The 16,502-nt window shown below is 72.2% G+C and carries 16 protein-coding genes; 9 read left to right on the top strand and 7 right to left on the bottom strand.

Annotated elements, in window-relative coordinates; genetic code table 11:
- The first annotated feature begins 30 nt into the window (after positions 1 to 30).
- Positions 31 to 1,044, top strand: coding sequence for a multicopper oxidase domain-containing protein (locus tag PV364_RS24515; protein ID WP_319662409.1), 1,014 nt, complete (start codon positions 31 to 33; stop codon positions 1,042 to 1,044).
- Between the two features lie 234 nt (positions 1,045 to 1,278).
- On the opposite strand, the gene PV364_RS24510 is transcribed toward PV364_RS24515, so the two are convergent.
- Both PV364_RS24510 and PV364_RS24505 read right to left on the bottom strand, forming a co-directional pair.
- The gene (locus PV364_RS24510) at positions 1,279 to 1,806 is read right to left on the bottom strand and encodes a GNAT family N-acetyltransferase (protein ID WP_319662408.1); all 528 of its coding nucleotides are present in this window, start codon (positions 1,804 to 1,806) and stop codon (positions 1,279 to 1,281) included.
- Between the two features lie 268 nt (positions 1,807 to 2,074).
- Positions 2,075 to 2,635: a hypothetical protein gene (locus tag PV364_RS24505; protein WP_319662406.1), complete on the bottom strand. Its 561-nt coding sequence runs from the start codon at positions 2,633 to 2,635 to the stop codon at positions 2,075 to 2,077.
- 167 nt (positions 2,636 to 2,802) lie between these two features.
- On the opposite strand from PV364_RS24505, the gene PV364_RS24500 reads away from it, so the two are divergent.
- Both PV364_RS24500 and PV364_RS24495 read left to right on the top strand, forming a co-directional pair.
- Entirely contained in the window at positions 2,803 to 4,305 is a 1,503-nt protein-coding gene (locus PV364_RS24500) for an MFS transporter (protein ID WP_319662405.1), read from the top strand.
- Positions 4,302 to 4,865 (top strand): TetR/AcrR family transcriptional regulator, encoded by a 564-nt coding sequence (locus PV364_RS24495; RefSeq protein ID WP_319662404.1) that lies wholly within the window; start codon positions 4,302 to 4,304, stop codon positions 4,863 to 4,865. Before PV364_RS24500 ends, PV364_RS24495 begins: the two co-directional genes overlap by 4 nt.
- A 46-nt stretch (positions 4,866 to 4,911) precedes the next feature.
- Here PV364_RS24495 and PV364_RS24490 read toward each other — a convergent pair whose 3' ends face one another.
- Together PV364_RS24490 and PV364_RS24485 are read right to left on the bottom strand one after the other, a co-directional pair.
- On the bottom strand, positions 4,912 to 5,409 hold the full coding sequence (locus PV364_RS24490) for a signal peptidase II (RefSeq protein WP_319662492.1): 498 nt from the start codon (positions 5,407 to 5,409) through the stop codon (positions 4,912 to 4,914).
- Between the two features lie 105 nt (positions 5,410 to 5,514).
- Complete coding sequence (locus PV364_RS24485; protein ID WP_319662403.1) at positions 5,515 to 6,003, bottom strand: hypothetical protein; 489 nt, start codon at positions 6,001 to 6,003, stop codon at positions 5,515 to 5,517.
- A gap of 348 nt (positions 6,004 to 6,351) precedes the next feature.
- Between PV364_RS24485 and PV364_RS24480 the strand changes: the two genes are divergently transcribed.
- Positions 6,352 to 6,807 carry a MarR family winged helix-turn-helix transcriptional regulator gene (locus tag PV364_RS24480; protein WP_319662402.1) on the top strand — a complete coding sequence of 152 codons (456 nt, stop codon included), beginning with the start codon at positions 6,352 to 6,354 and terminating at the stop codon, positions 6,805 to 6,807.
- Positions 6,804 to 7,682, top strand: a complete 879-nt coding sequence (locus tag PV364_RS24475; RefSeq protein ID WP_319662401.1) for an aldo/keto reductase — start codon at positions 6,804 to 6,806, stop codon at positions 7,680 to 7,682. The genes PV364_RS24480 and PV364_RS24475 overlap by 4 nt, the downstream gene beginning before the upstream one ends.
- Here PV364_RS24475 and PV364_RS24470 read toward each other — a convergent pair.
- Entirely contained in the window at positions 7,676 to 8,257 is a 582-nt protein-coding gene (locus tag PV364_RS24470) for a helix-turn-helix domain-containing protein (protein ID WP_319662400.1), read from the bottom strand. The genes PV364_RS24475 and PV364_RS24470 overlap by 7 nt on opposite strands.
- A 150-nt stretch (positions 8,258 to 8,407) precedes the next feature.
- Between PV364_RS24470 and PV364_RS24465 the strand changes: the two genes are divergently transcribed.
- Both PV364_RS24465 and PV364_RS24460 read left to right on the top strand, forming a co-directional pair.
- Positions 8,408 to 9,316 (top strand): NmrA family NAD(P)-binding protein, encoded by a 909-nt coding sequence (locus PV364_RS24465; protein WP_319662399.1) that lies wholly within the window; start codon positions 8,408 to 8,410, stop codon positions 9,314 to 9,316.
- Between the two features lie 101 nt (positions 9,317 to 9,417).
- Positions 9,418 to 10,176 (top strand): SDR family oxidoreductase, encoded by a 759-nt coding sequence (locus PV364_RS24460; RefSeq protein WP_319662490.1) that lies wholly within the window; start codon positions 9,418 to 9,420, stop codon positions 10,174 to 10,176.
- 130 nt (positions 10,177 to 10,306) lie between these two features.
- On the opposite strand, the gene PV364_RS24455 is transcribed toward PV364_RS24460, so the two are convergent.
- Positions 10,307 to 11,194: a helix-turn-helix transcriptional regulator gene (locus tag PV364_RS24455; protein WP_319662398.1), complete on the bottom strand. Its 888-nt coding sequence runs from the start codon at positions 11,192 to 11,194 to the stop codon at positions 10,307 to 10,309.
- Between the two features lie 194 nt (positions 11,195 to 11,388).
- Between PV364_RS24455 and PV364_RS24450 the strand changes: the two genes are divergently transcribed.
- Positions 11,389 to 12,216, top strand: coding sequence for an SDR family NAD(P)-dependent oxidoreductase (locus PV364_RS24450; RefSeq protein WP_319662397.1), 828 nt, complete (start codon positions 11,389 to 11,391; stop codon positions 12,214 to 12,216).
- A 123-nt stretch (positions 12,217 to 12,339) separates the two neighbouring features.
- On the opposite strand, the gene PV364_RS24445 is transcribed toward PV364_RS24450, so the two are convergent.
- Complete coding sequence (locus tag PV364_RS24445; RefSeq protein WP_319662396.1) at positions 12,340 to 15,510, bottom strand: discoidin domain-containing protein; 3,171 nt, start codon at positions 15,508 to 15,510, stop codon at positions 12,340 to 12,342.
- Between the two features lie 361 nt (positions 15,511 to 15,871).
- Here PV364_RS24445 and PV364_RS24440 point away from each other — a divergent pair, with 361 nt between their 5' ends.
- Complete coding sequence (locus tag PV364_RS24440) at positions 15,872 to 16,462, top strand: TMEM175 family protein (protein ID WP_415924601.1); 591 nt, start codon at positions 15,872 to 15,874, stop codon at positions 16,460 to 16,462.
- Positions 16,463 to 16,502: the final 40 nt, after the last annotated feature.

Genomic DNA, 16,502 nt, shown 5'->3' with positions numbered 1-16,502 from the left:
CCTCACGGCACTGGAGTGTCCGGAATGGCCATGGACAGAAGGAGCTTCAACCGGCGACTGCTGGCGGGTGGCGTGGTCGCCGCCACCGGGACGGCGTCATTAGCCGTGGCGTCCGCGCCCCCGGCCTCGTCCGCGGAATCGCCACCACCCACCGCACCGGCCGGAGGCCAGGTCCGCCATCTCAGGCTCTACGCCGAGACCCTGCCGAACGGTCAGATGGGATACGGCCTGGAGAAGGGCGGGGCCACCGTGCCGGGCCCGCTGATCGAACTGACCGAGGGCGACACGCTGCACATCGAGTTCGAGAACACCACGGACGTGGACGCCAGCCTCCATGTCCACGGCGTGGACTACGACGTCGCCAGCGACGGCACGCGCATGAACCACGGCCACGTGGAGCCCGGCGGCACGCGGACGTACACCTGGCGCACGCACGCGCCGGGCCGGCGCAAGGACGGCACCTGGCAGGCGGGCAGCGCGGGTTACTGGCACTACCACGACCACGTCGTGGGCACCGACCACGGAACGGGCGGGATCCGCAAGGGCCTCTACGGCCCGGTCGTGGTGCGCAGGAAGGGCGACATCCTGCCGGACAAGCAGTTCACGATCGTCTTCAACGACATGACGATCAACAACAGGGCCGCTCACGAGACCCCGAACTTCGAGGCGACGGTGGGCGACCGAGTCGAGATCGTCATGATCACGCACGGCGAGTACTACCACACGTTCCACATGCACGGTCATCGCTGGGCGGACAACAGAACGGGCCTCCTGACCGGCCCGGAGGACCCCAGCCGCGTCGTCGACAACAAGATCACCGGACCGGCGGACTCCTTCGGCTTCCAGGTCATCGCGGGCGAACACGTGGGCGCCGGCGCCTGGATGTACCACTGCCACGTGCAGAGCCACTCGGACATGGGGATGGCCGGTCTGTTCCTGGTCGCGAAGCCGGACGGCACGATCCCGGGCTACGAGCCGCACCACCCGGACCACGCCGCCGCGAAGGGCGCGGACGCGCCCGCGGGACACCACGCGCACCACTGAGCCGGTCCCCGAAGCGGGCGGGGCGGCCCAGGTCCACCGCCGGTCAGGGTCCCCGCCGTCACCCGTCAGGCGTCCCCGGCGTGCGCCCGCCGGTGGGACGGGAGAGGCTCGGGGACGGCAGGCACACCGGCTGGGCCCTTCCGTGCCGTAGCCTCCGGGACCCCCGCCGCTGGGAAGCGACGGGGGTCCTGGCCATGCCGGAGCCGGCCGGCGGACGGGGCCAGGGCCTGGGGCCTACAGCGTGATCCAGTAGCGGCGCTTGAGGCCCGCGCCGGTGGCGCGGACGTCCTCCAGGACGCCACCGTTGTGCTCGATGCTCCGCGCCGACCCGATGTTGTCGTCGTCGCACGTGACGAGGACCCGGTCCAGGCCCAGCGCACGCGCCTCGGGGAGAACCGCCCCGAGGGCCCACGTCGCCAGTCCGCGTCGCCGTGCGGAGGGCCGGATGCTGTAGCCGATGTGCCCGCCGACGTCGAGCAGAAAGGCGTTCAGGTAGTGCCGCACGTCGATGGCTCCCAGATAGCGGTCGTCCTCGACGATCCACCAATGCGTGGCGTGAACGCGCTCCTCTCCCACGGGAACCGACGTGTCCGACTGCTGTCGCAGCCGCGCGACCCACTCCGAGAAGACCTCGGGGCTGCCGAGGTCGCCGTCAGGCGCGAGGCGCAGGCCCGACCCGTCCTGGTGGGCACCGGGCCACTCGTCCCACGCCGCCAGCCATGAGGACTGCAACCGGCTTGTGGGGGCGATCAGTTCAGGCATGCGGCGGACGCTAGCACTTGTTCGTCGTCCGTGATCACCCATCGCTCGGGCCGGTACGGACCGTTGACCGCCCGGTTGGCCGCCGGCGGTGTCCGGCCGGCGGAGTGCGCCGGGGATGGTGCGTGGCCGGGCAGGCGGTCGAGGACGCCGAGCGGTGCTGCTTCGCGAACGCGTGGATCGGTGCGGAGAAGTCTGCGAAGCGCGCGGCGACCTGTCCGACGTGCCCGCTCAGGCCCGACCCGCCTGAGCGTGGCTCCGCCTCCCCGGGTCAAGGCTGTCCACCGAGACCCAGTTTCCGCACACCGAATGGCGAGAAGATCATGTGGCGGGCCCAGCCGTTGTGGATCAGCGCCACCTGAGACGGCAGCCGCACCACCGGATACAGGGCCCTGCCGCGCGACCAGTTCGCCAGCGGTCCCTCGGTGGTGTCGACCGCGGAGACGACCATCGTCACCTTCATCCGATCGTCGTCACCCCAGGTGTTCCACAGCGCCCAGCCCTCCGGCCTCGCCTCGACGCCGAGCCGGGTGCATGCCGCCTCGTAGCTTTCGGCCATGCCCGCCGGCATGACCTCCGGCCGGAGCAGTACGACGCCCGCGAGCCTCAGGAGCGGCCGATCCGCCTCTTCACCGAGGCAGCCGTCGCCTTGGAAATGGTAGCGGCGCAGCCCGCGGGCCAGCGCGTTCACCGTCCGTTGCAAGGCGGTGGCGCTTCCTTCCTCGGACGAGTACGAGAGCAGGCCCTCGCTCGACGCGGCGTCCCTGACGGCACGGGCAAGCCGCTCGATCTCGCGCAGATGGTCGAGCTCGGAGACCTCGGGTCGTGTCACGGGGGCCAGTGTTCCAGCGGCCGATCGGCCCGGCACCCGGTTTTCCCGTCGGGCCGGACAGCGATCCGGTGGCTGCTGAAGGCGGTGCGCAGGGGCGAGCCGCGACGTTATGGGGGCGCCGGGAATAAATGTCATCATGCGATGTCTTCAGTTGGTGACGTCGACTGATGACATCGAGGAGAGTCGTGGGCAATCCCGCAACAACGGAGCCGCGGTCCGGGCGGCAGCGGGCGCTGGTTCCCGTGCTGGTCTCGCTCGGCATGCTGGTCGCCGTGGTCAGCAGCCTCGGCGCCCCGCTGGTGCCGACCATCGCCGCCGAGGAGCACGTCTCCCCCAACGACGCCCAGTGGTCGCTGACCGTCACGCTGCTGGTCGGCGCGGTGGTCACGCCGGTGATGGGCCGGCTGGGCGACGGTCCGCGCCGCCGGCCGGTGATCCTCGGCGCTCTGGCCGCGGTGCTGGCCGGCTGTGTTCTGGCGGCGCTGCCGCTGGGCTTCGGCGCCCTGGTGACCGGGCGCGCACTGCAGGGACTCGGACTGGGCCTCACCCCGCTGGCCATCGCCACCGCCCGGGACGCCCTGCCGCCGGAGCGGGCGCGCCCCGCGGTGGCCCTGCTGTCGATCACCACCGTCGCCGGCGTCGGCCTGGGCTACCCGGTCACCGGGTTGATCGCGCAGTCCTTCGGGCTGTACGCGGGCTTCTGGTTCGGTGCGGCGGTGAGCGTCGCCGCGCTGGTGGCGGCCGTCGTGGTCCTGCCGCCGTCCCCGAGCCGTGCCGCGCCGCGGCTGGACGTGGCCGGCGCGGCGCTGCTGGGCGCAGGACTCGCCGGTTTGCTGCTCGCGCTGAGCGAGGCCGAGCTCTGGGGCTGGAACTCGGCGCGGCTGCTCGTCCTGGTCGGGGTCTGCGTGCTGCTGCTCGGGGCGTGGGTCGTGCACGAGCTGCGGACCGCGCAGCCGTTGGTCGATCTGCGCCTGACCAGGGACCGTACGGTGCTGACCGCCAATGCGACCGCGCTGGTGGCCGGCCTCGGGATGTACCTGCTGCTGTCGCTGGTCACCCGGTTCGTGCAGACGCCGCGCGAGGCCGGCTACGGATTCGGTGCCTCCGTTGCCGTCACCGGGCTGGTGCTGCTGCCGTTCTCCCTCGCCGGCATGGCCGCCGGCCGGATGGTGCCGTTGCTGGCCAGGCACGCCGGGACCGCCCTCGTGCTGCCGCTCGGGTGCGCGGTCTCGCTGGCCGCCGTGCTCGCGTTCGCCCTCGTTCGCGGACAGCTCTGGGAGCTGTTCGCCATCATGGCGGTGGCCGGATTCGGGATCGGGTGGATGTTCGCCGTGATGCCCGGAATGATCGTGGGCTCGGTGCCCGCGCACGAGACGGGCAGCGCTATGAGCTTCAACCAAGTGCTGCGCTACGTCGGCTACTCCACCGGCAGCGTGCTGAGCGCCACCGTCCTGCAAGCCCACACGGCCGCCGGGAGCGTGCTGCCCACGGGCGACGGTTACCGGACGGCCGCGCTGCTGGCCTGCGGGGTGTGGGTGGTCATGATCGTGGTGACCGCCGTCCTGCCGCCGCGGCACCGGCGTGGTGCGGTCGCGGCGACGGCACCGGGGGCGGCCGCCGCGCCTCGAACCGCAGGTGACGACGCGGCCCGGCAGAAGGCGGCGCGATGACCGACGGCACACCGTCCCGCAAACGGGACTCCGCGCGCAGCCGCGAACTGCTGCTCCGGGCGGCGGGCGAGCTCTTCAGCGAGCGCGGCTTCGACCGGACCACCATCCGCGACATCGGGGAGCGTGCGGGTGTCGACCCGGCGCTGATCGCCCGGTACTTCAACAACAAGAGCGGCCTGTACCTCGCGGTGCTGCGCACGGAGCTGGGCGACGCCACTCCGCCCGATCTCCTCGGACCCGAACGGCTCCGCGCTCTCCTGGAGCGTGCGGACCGGCGCGGCGCCGGCCCGGTCTTCCGGTCGACCGTTCAGGCCGAGGGCGACCCCGCGGTACAGGACGCCGCCCGCGCCCAGCTGTACGTGCGCCTGGTCGATCCGCTGCGCGAGCGGTTCGCCGCGAGCGGACTGGACCGGCCGCAACTGCGGGCCGAGATCGCGGTATCCGCCTTCATCGGGGTGCTGCTGGCCCGGGGCACGGGGACGCTCGACGAGCTCGCGGCAGCGGACCTCGACGACCTGGTGCCCCTGGTCCGCGCGACCCTGGAGGGCTTGGACACCTGACGGCAGGACGGGGGACAGCCGGGGGCGACGGGTGTGCGCCGCGGGCTCACTGCTCCAGCGGGCGGCTGCCGGGCGGGCTCGCCACCACGGTGCGCAGCGGAACGCCGCGGAACGTCTGGATGAGCACGATCAGCGCACCGGCGGTCACGCACTGGTCGGCGAGGTTGAAGATCCCCGAATCGCCGAACTGGATGAAGTCCAGCACGGCGCCACGACCGAATCCGGGGGTGCGGAACACCCGGTCGGCGAGGTTCCCGCCCGCGCCCGCGAAGATCAGCCCGAGTCCGGCCGCCCACCCGGTGGACCGGACGGAGGGAGCGACCCGGGCGATGAGGACGAGCACGACGATCGCAAGGAGCGTGAACACCAGGGTCGCGCGGGGTGCGAAGGAGCCGGCCGCTCCCGGGTTCCGGAACGCGGTGAAGGTCAGCGCACCGCCCAGGGCGTGCCTGGGTTCATGCCCCTCGACGACGACCGCGGCGATCGCCTTCGTGATCTGGTCCACGGCGAATCCGGCCGCCGCAACCGTCCACAGCAGATACATCCGCCGCACTGCCCACCTCCTGATCGCCGACCGCCGTCCGTCGAGCGTACGCGCAGCTCGGGGTGAGGGGGGAAGCGCCCGGAGGAAGCCGGCGGCGGACGGGCCTCACCACGTCAGGGTCAGCGAACCCCCGACCGGCAGCGCGTGCCAGCGGTCGGCGTACTCGTCGAACCGGGACACGATCCGGTCGACCTCCGCGGGGATCTCGCCTGCAGGCACGTACGCGGGCAGCTCCCGCGCGTGGCCGTGCCGGACCTCCCACACCGGCAGGGCGATGGCCGCCAGCTGCTCGGACCGGGCCATGTCCGCCTGCGCCCGGGCGGACGGTCTGACCGGGTTCGACTTGCGGCGCCGCGCGGCCTTGGCGCGCTCCGCGGGGTCGGCGGGCCAGAACATGCCGTTGTCACCGGCGGCCAGCCTGCCGTACACCCCGAGTCCGATGCCCGCCTCCGACTCGACCAGGAAGTGCACCAGGTCGTGCGGCAGATACCGGTGACCGCCGGGGCCGTTGCGCGGGGCGAGTTCCGCCCCGGTCTCCCGGTGCACCGCGATGCCGTAGCTCGTACCGGGTCCCTTGGTGAAAACGACGCGCATGCCGGAACGGTAGGAGGTGGCGGCAGCCGGACGCACCTGGTTTTCGGCGGTGCCGGGGCGAGCCCCACCCGCCGCAAGCCGGTCGGCGTGGGTGACGCGTCGAACCGATGTGCGTGCGGCTGAGCACGACGGGTACGACGACCGTGACCACGAAGACGCGGCCCGGCGGTCCGAACGGGCAACCCGGTTCGGCTGGGCGGCGATCGCCGGGATCACAGGGGTGCTCGGCCGTGCGCTGATCGCCATGGCGGTCGTCTGCGCGGTCGCGGCCGTCGCGGGTCTCTACGTCGTGTTGGCGAGTCACCAGCGCTGGACGGCGGGCGCAGGCGCAGCACATAGGGTGGTGAGGTGGCCGATCAGCGAGACGACGCGCCCCGGACGGAGCGGCGGCCGGCCTGCTTCGCGCCCACCGAGGCGGTCGGCATGCCGCGACACACCTGCGGCCGGCAGGCGCGGGCCGGAGGCGGCCTAGGGTGCGTGCGGTTCCGGCTTCCGGCCCGGCTGTCCGGCGCCGTGGGCAGCCTCACGACGACCGAACTCGCCGACGGTGTCGTCCACGGCCGCGGCGGTCTCACCTGCCAGGCGGACCTGCGGGATGAGGCCGGTCCGATCACCCGCGCGCCCGGCCCCGACGACGAACGCCCCGCCCTCGTCACGATCACCCACGTCGGCCGCGCCTGTCCCGCCCGCGTCCTGCCCGGCCCCGTCCAGGTCGCCCGGCAATCCCGCGAGAAGGACCGCGCCGCGCGCGGGGTGCCCGCTGCCGGGCCGGCCGGTCACGGCGAACCGGAGGGGACGGCATGAGCCCGGCACCGCGCCGCATCGGCGCGACCGAGGTCCACCCCGTGGGCCTCGGCCTGGCGGCCCTGTCCTTCGACCGGGCCCATGATCCCGAAAGGGCGGCCCACGCCGTCACGGCGGCCCTCGACGCCGGCATTCGGCTTCTCGACACCGCCCGCGCCTACACCACGGCGACCGAGGACCGCCACAACGAACGCCTCGTCGCCCGCTCGCTGCGTGGCGTCCCCCCGGGCGACCGCCCGGTGATCTCCACCAAGGGCGGCCACTACCGCAGCGGGGACAGCTTCCCCGTCGACGGCCGTCCCGAGACGCTCCGCCGCGACTGCGAGGGCAGCCTCCGTGCCCTGGAGGTCGAACGGATCGACCTGTACCACCTGCACTGGCCCGACCCGCACGTCCCGATCACCGAAAGCGTCGGCGCCCTGGCCGAACTGCAGCAGCAGGGGAAGATCGGCCTGATCGGCCTGTCCAACGTCGACCTGGGGCAACTCATCCTGGCCCAGGACGAGGCGCCGGTCGCCGCCGTGCAGAACCCCTGGTCGGTCTTCGACCCCGGAGACCGCGAGGTGCTCGCGTACTGCGAGCGGGGCGGCATCGCCTTCCTCGCCTACTCCCCACTGCGGGGTATGAGCGCCGCCGGGCCCCATCTCGCCCGTGTGCTCGAGGACGTGGCGGCTCAGCACGACGCCACCACCGCGCGGATCGCCCTGGCCTGGCTGCTCGCACGGTCGCCGTCCCTGCTCGCGGTCTCCGGCGCCACGCGGCCGACGACGGTGCGCGACTCGGCGGCCGCCGCAACGACCACCCTGGCGCCGGATCACCTTCAGCTGCTGAACGGGGCCGCCGACGGGCCTGCGCGGGAAGGGCCCGGCTACTGAGCGACGGTGGTGCCGCGGGGTTCACCGGGTTCGCCTGACGGACGCGTCCGCGAGGCCGTCACCGGTTCGAGGAGCCGCCGCGGCCCGTTGAGCAGCGCGGACACAGGATCGCGCGCCGAGTCCGCCGCCGCGTCGAAGCCGGGACCGGGTTCGATGCGGATCTCCGGGACCGCCGCGACGGAGCCGCACGCCTGGCAGCGTCCCTCGTGGTCGAGCGGGCCTCCGTCCACGTCGTGGCGCAGGGCGCGCTTCACTCCGGCGGGGGAGTAGAAGGCGTCGCCCCAGGCCATCATGGCCCGCACGATCGGCCACAGGGCGATGCCCTTGTCGGTCAGCCGGTACCCGACGCTTCCCGCTCCGTCGTCGTCCCGGGTGAGCACGCCCTCCCGGACGAGGAGCTTGAGCCGGTTGGTCAGGACGGCGCGGGGGATCCCCAGCTGCGTGGCCAGGTCCCCGAACCGGCTCACCCCGTAGAAGGCGTCACGGACGATGAGGAGGGTCCACCGCTCGCCGATGACCTCCAGCGCTCGTGCCAGCGAGCAATTGGAATCGGGGTAGGTGCTGGGCAGGGTCATGTCCCCACTTTACCGCCGCATGGTTCACTCACTGAACTGCATGGGGTTACGGTGAAGGAGTTCAGTGACTGAACTGTCAACGTCCCTCCTGCTCGGAACCAGGGGCTGCGGGCACGGAAGCATGCGGCCGGCAGCCGGGAAGGTGTTCTGATGACCAACGACGACAGGCTGTTCCTGATCACCGGTGCGGCCGGCAAGACCGGCGTCGGAACGGTCGACCTGCTGCTGGAGCGCGGACACCGCGTCCGTGCCCTGGTGCGCCGCGAGGACGAGCGTTCCCGCAGGCTGGCGGAGGCCGGCGCCGAGATCGCCGTGGCGGACCTGCACGACCTCGACGGCGTGACCGCGGCTGTGCAGGGCGTCACCGGCGCCTACCTGTGTCATCCGATCCTCCCGGGCCTGATCGAGGCGACCGCCCTTTTCGCCCGGGCGGCGACCGGGGCGGGCGTCCGGTCCGTGGTCGACATGTCGCAGATCTCCGCCCGCCCCGATGCGGGCAGCGACGCCGCTCGGGAGCACTGGCTGGCCGAGCGCCTGCTGGACCGGACCGGCCTGCTCACGGCGCACATCCGGCCGACCTTCTTCGCCGAGTGGCTCCCGTCGTGGTGGGAGCGGCGCGAGGGGGAGGGCCGTCTCCGGCTCCCGTTCGGCGACGGGCGTCACGCCCCGATCGCCGCGGCTGACCAGTCCTACGTGATCGCCGCCCTGCTGCTCGACCCCGAGCCGTACGACCGCGCGATTCTCACCCTGCACGGCCCGGTCGAACTCGACCACCACGCCATCGCCCGGACCATGTCCGGGACGCTCGGCATCCCGGTGCGCTACGAGCCGATCAGCGTCGAGGAGTTCGCCTCGGCCATGACCGAACGCGGGATGCACCCGCACACCGTTCAGCACCTGAGCAACGTCGCTGTCGACTACCGGAACGGTGTCTTCGCCGGAACGAACGACAACGTCGAACGGATCGGTCACCGTGTGCCGCTGTCCGTCGAGCAGTTCACCGTCGCGCACAAGCACGACTTCGAGGCCAGCGGGCCCTACTTCGTCCCGGCCCCCTGACCGGGCCGGGCGATGCGACCCGCCTCACCGAGCCGGGTCACCGCGTCGCCCGCGTCGCGGGAACAACGAACGTGTCCATGAGGAGAAAAGCCTTGTCTTCCGTGCTCATCACCGGCGCTTCCCAGGGAATCGGCCGGGCCGTCGCCGTCGAACTGGCCCGTCGCGGCCATCGGGTGATCGCCACCGCTCGCCGGCCGGAAACGCTGGCCGACCTCCCCGTGGACCAGCGCCTGCGCCTCGACGTCACCGATCAGGACAGCGTCGACCAGGCCGTCAATGCCGCCGGCGAGGTGGACGTGCTGGTCAGCAACGCCGGATCGACGGTGCGCGCGCCGCTGGAGAGCGTCCCGCTCGCGGAGGTCGAACGGCTCTACCAGCTCAACACCTTGGGCGCGCTGCGCGTCGTCCAGGGGGTGCTGCCGGCGATGCGGGAACGAGGATCCGGCCGCCTCGTCTTCGTCTCCAGCATCCAAGGACGACTGGTACTGCCGATCATCGGCCCGTACGGCGCCAGCAAATGGGCGCTGGAGGCGATGGCGGAGACACTGGCTGTGGAAACGGGCCACTTCGGCATCAAGGTGAGCATCGTGCAGCCGGGGGCGGTGTCCACGAACGGCGCCCAGCAGGCCCCGTCGTTCATCGCGGAGGACAGCCCGTACGCGCCTCTGTACCGGCAACTCGCCGCTCTGCGCGGCGAGGTCATCACCCCGGAGGAGGTGGCCGCCGTCGTGGCCGACACGATCGAGCAGCCCGAGCCCGCCCTGCGCGTGCCCGCCGGCGCCCCCGCCGAACGAGTCCTGAAGGCCCGCAAGGAGGCGCCCGAGAGCGAGCCGTTCATGCCGGCCGCCATCGACTGGTAGCAGCCGGGGCGGGGCCAGGAGCATCACGCGGGTGAGGTTCGGCGTGCGGGGACGGGAGGGCGACCGGAAACGGTGTACGCCGTCCCGTCCCCGCCGAAGCGCCCGGCGCGCCCGCGGGCGGGCCGCCGGCTCACTTGTGCGAGACGGCCCGGGCCGATGCCCCGTCACCCGCGCGACCGTGGTCGGTGGCCCACGCGGACAGCAGCGTCAGGGCCTCGTCCGACGGCGAGCCGGGGTCGGCGAGGAATGCCAGCAGGGTCTGGTCCGCGTCGCCGGGAAAGGCCAGCGCCTCGGTGCGGAGCACGAGGTGGCCGACGACCGGGTGGTGCAGATGCTTGGTGTGGTGGCTGAACTGCACCACCTTCTGCGCGGCCCACCACCGGCGGAAGCGTTCGCTCTTCATCGACAACTCGCCCACCAGGTCGGCGGTACGGGGGTCCTCGGGATGGCGGGCGGCATCCATGCGCAGAGTGCCCACGAATTCGGAGGCGACCTTCTCCCAGCGCTCGCCGAACAGTGATCGCGCCGTCTCGTCGAGCACGATCCAGCGCGTGGCGTTGCGCTGCCGGGCGGGCATCGCGTCGAAGTCGGCGAGCAGCGCACGCCCCATCCGGTTGACCACCAGGATGTCGGTCCGGCGCCCCAGCACCAGGGCCGGGGTGTCCTCGAGCCGGGCGAGGAGCGCGTGGATCCCCGGGCGTACCTTCTGCACGGCACGCGAGGTCCGGCGGCGCCCTCCGGTCACCGGACGGGCCACCGCGTTCAGATAGCTGCGTTCCGCCGGGTCGAGCCGGAGGGCGTTCGCCAGGGCGTCGAGGACGGAGTCCGAGGGAGTGATCGGCCGGCCCTGCTCCAGACGCGTGTAGTAGTCGACGCTCACACCGGCCAGCGCCGCGAGTTCCTCCCGGCGCAGCCCGGGGACGCGCCGTGGCGCCATGTCGTGCAGACCGAGTCGCTCGGGATCCATCGCCGCGCGCCGGGCGCGCAGGAACTCGCTGAGCCCTTCGTTCCGCTCCATACCCCCATGGTCCCTCCCGCCGGGGCGTCGTGTCCCGGCGAAGGTGGTCCTGCGGATCCCAGGAAGCGGCGGGCCGGTCCGGCGGCCCTCACGGCCGTCCGCCGGCGTTCTGCTGGAGTACGCGGACGCCGGTCCCTCGGTCCCGCATTCCAAGCCGCCGTGCGCAGCGCACGGCCTTCCACAGGGAGTTCCCCATGACTTCGACCTGGCTCATCACCGGCGCGACCTCGGGCTTCGGCCGCATGGTCGCCGAGCGAGCGCTCGCGGGCGACGCCCACGTCATCGCCGTCGGGCGCCGCGGCGACCGACTCGCGGAGCTGGCGGACCACGCCCCGCAGGGGAGGGTCACCACAATCCGGCTGGACATCACCGAACCCGTCGCGGAGCAGGTGATCGCCGACGCCGTGCGGACGGCGGGCGGGCTGGACGTCCTGGTGAACAACGCCGGCTACGGGCTGTTCGGCTCCGTCGAGCAGATCGACGCGGACCAGGCGCGCGCGCTCTTCGACACCAACGTCCTGGCCAACTTCGCCGTCCTGCGCGCCACCCTCCCGGCGCTGCGCGCGTCCCGCGGCAGGGTCGTGCAGATCTCCTCGGTGAACGGCCAGTGCGCATGGGCCTCGTCGGGCCTCTACTCGGCCTCCAAGGCCGCCGTGGATCTCGCCGGCGAAGCACTCGCCCGTGAACTCGCCCCCACGGGGGTGCGGGTGAGCATCGTCGAACCCGGCATCTTCGCCACCGAGTTCGCCACCAGCCTCCACGTCGTCCTCCCGGACGACGTCTACGCCCCGACCGTCGGGAAGTTCCTGGCCGACTTCTCCGCGCTGCCCCCGTCGGCGTACGGCAACGCCGAGAAGGTGGCGGACGCGATCATGACGGTCGCGACGATGGAGGAGCCGCCCCTGCGCCTGGCCGTCGGCGCGGACGCCGTGGAGCGGATCCGGGAGTCGCTGCGCGCCCGCCTCGCCGAGCTCGAGCGCTGGGAGTCGTTCTCGACCGGACCGGTCGGCCGGACCGTCTGACGAGGGCCGGGCCGGCACGGGCCGGGCCGGCGGTGACGGGGGAGCCCTCCTGCCCCGAACGCACGGGAGCGTCCGGGGCAGGAGGGCCCGGCGGCGGGTTCCGGCCGTGGGTTCCGCCGCGCGTCAGGTGGCCCAGACCTGGAACTCCGAGAGCTGACCGGCCGGCCAGCCGGTGTTGGCGCCGATGGTCAGGCGGAAGTAGCGCTGGGTGGTGGCGGGGAAGGTGATCGTGACGGTGTTGTCCGCCGCGGGGTCGAAGGTGTAGGCCGCCGAGGACGTGACGGTGGTGAGGTTCGAGCCGTCGGTACTGCCCAGGACGGACAGCGTCTGGGTCCGCGCGCCCCAGCCGGCGGGCAGTTGCAGCACGATTCGGGACGCGCTGCGAGCCGACCCCAGGTCGACCTGGACCCACTGCGGGAACGCGTTGTTGGCGCTCTCCCAGTAGGTCGACCGGGAGCCGTCGGTCACGTTCGACGAGGGATAGACGTCGGTGTGGCTCGACTCGCTGGTCGGGCGTCCCGCGGCCAGGTTGACGTTCGTGCCGCCGGTCCCGGTGCCCGACAGGGGGACGGTGGTCGGGCTGTTGGCCGCGTTGCCGGTGACGGTGACCGTACCCGTGCGGGTGCCGGTGGCCGTCGGGGTGAAGGTGACGCTGACCGTGCAGGAGGCCCCGGCGGCGAGGGACGATCCGCAGGAGTTGGTCTGCGCGAAGTCACCGCCGGCGGTGATCGAGGTGATCGAGGCCGCGGCGCCGCCGGAGTTGGTGACGGTGACCGACTGCGCGGCGCTGGTGGTGTTCAGCGCCTGGCCGCCGAAGGCGAGCGAGGCGGGGGAGGTCGTCAGACTGGCCGGCGGGGAGCCTCCCGCCGCCGTGAAGGTGAGGGAGTTGACGTTCCAGCCCCCGTTGTCCTGGTTGAGCGTCAGGACCTGGCGGCCCGCGGGCAGTGTGACCCGTGCGGTGACGGTGGACCAGATCTGCCAGTCGCCGGTGGCGGGCACGTCGACGGCGCCGCTGAGATCGGCACCGGAGGCGTTGGACAGGTGCAGGGCACCCGCCACCGCCGAGGGGGCCGCCAGACGCAGGCCCACCGTGTACGTCCCCGCCGCGGCGACGTCGACGGTGTAGCGGAACCACTGCCCGCTCCCGGTCCAGCCCAGGTTGTGACCGCCGCCGGTGTCCGAGGTGGTCTCGAGGTCGACGCCGTCGGCCCGGTAGCCGTTGGCGTTGCCGTTGACGCTGGTGACGTTGTAGGCCACGCCCTGGCCGCCGGTGTCGTAGTTCTCCGCCTGCACGGTGCCGGGGATCGCGGCGGGGGTGCCGCCGTAGGGGCCCTGGGGTGCGGAGGGCTCCCAGTTGTTGCCGTTCAGGGTGGCCGAGAAACCGGCGGAGTTGTTGACGAAGGCCGTGGCGCCGGGGTGCAGGCCCGTGACGGTGTTGCCGGTGATGGCGGCGGAGCCGCTCGGCGCGGGGTAGAACGGCGGGGACACGGCGATGCCGTTGCGGCCGGGGCCGGTGACGGTGTTGCTCTGCAGCAGGGTGTTCGTCGACGTGGAGAAGCCGATTCCGTCGTAGAGCGAGTCCGCGACCGTGTTGCCGGTGGCGGTGACGTGGTCGACGATCCCGGTGTTCTGTCCGTCGCCGCCGTTGCCGATGTGCAGGGCCGGCTGCCCCTGGCTGTAGGCGTTGCCGCCGGAGCGGACGACGGTGTTGTCGGAGACCGTCGCGGACAGCAGGTCACTGCCGTTGACACCGAACCGGCCGGCGCCCAGGCCGATGTAGCGGGCGGTGTCGCTGATGTAGTTGCCGGTCACGTGGTGGCCGCTGCCGCCGTAGATCCCGATGCCCTTGCCGCCCCACGGTGCGATCGAGGTGTTGTTGCTCACCGTGACGTTCGTCATGGGCTGGTAGAACGTCTGGGAGCCGTCGCCGTTGGTGTTGTAGTGCACGGAGTTGATGGCGATGGCGTCGTCCCCGGTGCCGCGGACGAAGTTGTTCGTGACGGTCAGGTTGTTGCCGGTGTCGGCGCCGAGCGACACGTTGTTGACGTTGATGCCGTCCGCCCAGATCGCCGTCAGCCTGCTGTTGCGGACGGTGCCGCCGGTGCCCGAGGCCCAGAAACCGGACATGGTGTGCTGGGTCCAGATGCCGTCGGCCACCCAGTTGGTGCCGGTGGTGTCCATCGCGCCGCCGTCGCCGCCGATGGTGCTGCGGCTGATCGCGTTGGCGTCGACGTGGAAGTTCTGCACGGTGCAGGAGGTCACGTCGAACAGCGCCGCCAGCGGGGTGCTGTTGGGGACCGGTACATCGCGGTAGACCGTGCTGTACCACATGCCCGCGCCCGCGATGGTGATCCCCTGCGCGGTCAGGCCGGCGGTGCCCTTCACGTAGAAGGTGCCCTGCGGGATCCAGAGGATCTTGCCCTGCGACTGCGCCTGGTTGATGCAGTTCTGGATCGCGGCCCGGCTGTCCACGGCCTGGCTGTCGGCCGCCCCGTTGGTCGGGTTGGTGTCCGGGACCGCGCCGCAACTGGTGATCGAGACCGAGTTCGCCGGCTGGGAGAGCGGCGCCGGCGGGTTCTCCACGTCGACGGAGTCCACGTCGTAGAAGGACGCGCCGTTGGCGGCGTCCTTGCGGAGCGAGAAGGTGGCTCCGGCCGGGATCGGCGCGCCGGTGACGAAGGCGTGCGACTCGTCCCAGAAGACCCGGGGACTGCCGTCCGCCGGGTTCTGGTTGTCGCTGGTGTTGTAGTTGTTGTTGCCCTCGTACACCCAGGTCTGCTTGGAGTTGAGGTTGAGGGCCTGCCGGAAGACGCCGTTCACGTACAGGTTCAGCGTCGCCGTCGTGCCGCCGCCGGAGGCCGAGTCGGGGATGCTCGCACGGACGTTGAGGAAACTGATGGGCGCTCCGGTGGTGTTCGTCCACTGCACGGAGCTGCCGGTGCCGGTCAGGTGCGCGTACGCGTGGCCGGATGCTTCGAGGGCGGCGCTGGAGTACTGCGTCGTGGGGGGTGCCGTCAGCGACGTGACGGTGGCACCGCCGCCGGTCGCACCCGCTTCGGCCTCGTAGATCCGGAACGCCGTGGTCGCGCCGGCCGTGGCGGCGGCGTCCGAGGCCTGCCGGGCCGCGGACGCCGTGTGGCCGGCCCGGGGGGTCTCGGGCGCCGGGGCGCGGTGGGGCGCGGCAGCCGCGGGTAACGCCGAAACGCACACAGCGGCGACCGCTGCGAGAGCGATCGCCGCCAACCTGTGCCCGGCGTGGTGGGGGCCACGCGAAGGTCTGGGGATCGCCCGCATCTGAAGCTCCTTCAGGAACGTGGAGGACCGGCGTCCCGAACGTACAGACCGCCCTCGGCCCCCGCAAGGTTCTGAGCAAGCAGGGCAAAATCCCGGCACATCGATGAAAGATTGACACCCACGCCCCGGTGTCGGAGCCGGCCGCCGTCACCGGGTCGGCGGAGCTGACCGGCAAGTGCCGTCCATGACACGGGTGTTCATTCGAAGGCAGCGGACGGTGCACTCATGCGGCGTGGGTAGACTCCGGCGAACACATGCTGGGACGACGAGTCGGGGCGGGTGGCTGTGTCGAAGGGGTCCGGGCCGGGCGAGTCCGTGGTCGTGCGGGAGCACGAGGAGGCGGCCCCGGGCGAGGAGACGCATCCCACCCCCGGCGGCCGAACGCATCCTGCTGTTCACCGACGCCGTGGTGGCCATCGCGATCACACTGCTCGCCCTCGAACTGCCGCTGCCCCACGGGCAGACGAACTCGGAATTGTGGCACTCGGCCGGCGAGGGCCGCAGTGAGTACCAGTCGTTCCTGATCAGCTTCGCGGTCGTCTGGGCCCACTGGTCGTCACACCGCGGGATCTTCCGCGCGGTACGGGGTTTCGACAGCGTCCTCAGCGCGCTCAACGGCCTGTGGCTGCTGATGGTCGTGCTGATCCCCTTCGCCATGAAGGTGCTGGCCGCGGACGGCGCGTTCCAGGCGCGGTTCGGCTTCTTCGCGGTGATCCAGACGATCGCAGCCCTGCTCTTCGCCCTGATGGCCCGGCACATACCGCGAGCCGGGCTGGCCGGCCCGGGGGTGCCGCCCGGGACCTTCCCCCTCTCGGTGGCGAAGAGCATCGCCATCGCCGCGTGCTTCGCCGTGTCGGTGCCGGTCTCCCTGACCGGCGAATGGGCCTATCTGTGCTGGGGAGCGGCGCCGTTCGCCACCCGCCTGGTGGCGCGTTGGCGATCACGAGCCTGACTGTTCCGGAGCGCCGGGGGTGAACCCGTGACAGCAGGCA

It is taken from the genome of Streptomyces sp. MI02-7b, from assembly GCF_033793585.1.
In the GTDB taxonomy this organism is placed as follows: domain Bacteria; phylum Actinomycetota; class Actinomycetes; order Streptomycetales; family Streptomycetaceae; genus Actinacidiphila.
The sequence above is the reverse complement of the archived record's forward strand: the minus strand, read 5'-3'. Positions and strand labels throughout refer to the sequence as shown.

Coding starts and splice junctions, on each gene's coding strand:
- PV364_RS24495 (WP_319662404.1), top strand. CDS start 4,302: ATGACCGACGGCACACCGTCCCGCAAACGGGACTCCGCGCGCAGCCGC.
- PV364_RS24445 (WP_319662396.1), bottom strand. CDS start 15,510: ATGCGGGCGATCCCCAGACCTTCGCGTGGCCCCCACCACGCCGGGCAC.
- PV364_RS24485 (WP_319662403.1), bottom strand. CDS start 6,003: ATGCGCGTCGTTTTCACCAAGGGACCCGGTACGAGCTACGGCATCGCG.
- PV364_RS24510 (WP_319662408.1), bottom strand. CDS start 1,806: ATGCCTGAACTGATCGCCCCCACAAGCCGGTTGCAGTCCTCATGGCTG.
- PV364_RS24500 (WP_319662405.1), top strand. CDS start 2,803: ATGACATCGAGGAGAGTCGTGGGCAATCCCGCAACAACGGAGCCGCGG.
- PV364_RS24455 (WP_319662398.1), bottom strand. CDS start 11,194: ATGGAGCGGAACGAAGGGCTCAGCGAGTTCCTGCGCGCCCGGCGCGCG.
- PV364_RS24450 (WP_319662397.1), top strand. CDS start 11,389: ATGACTTCGACCTGGCTCATCACCGGCGCGACCTCGGGCTTCGGCCGC.
- PV364_RS24515 (WP_319662409.1), top strand. CDS start 31: ATGGACAGAAGGAGCTTCAACCGGCGACTGCTGGCGGGTGGCGTGGTC.
- PV364_RS24490 (WP_319662492.1), bottom strand. CDS start 5,409: ATGTATCTGCTGTGGACGGTTGCGGCGGCCGGATTCGCCGTGGACCAG.
- PV364_RS24475 (WP_319662401.1), top strand. CDS start 6,804: ATGAGCCCGGCACCGCGCCGCATCGGCGCGACCGAGGTCCACCCCGTG.
- PV364_RS24465 (WP_319662399.1), top strand. CDS start 8,408: ATGACCAACGACGACAGGCTGTTCCTGATCACCGGTGCGGCCGGCAAG.
- PV364_RS24470 (WP_319662400.1), bottom strand. CDS start 8,257: ATGACCCTGCCCAGCACCTACCCCGATTCCAATTGCTCGCTGGCACGA.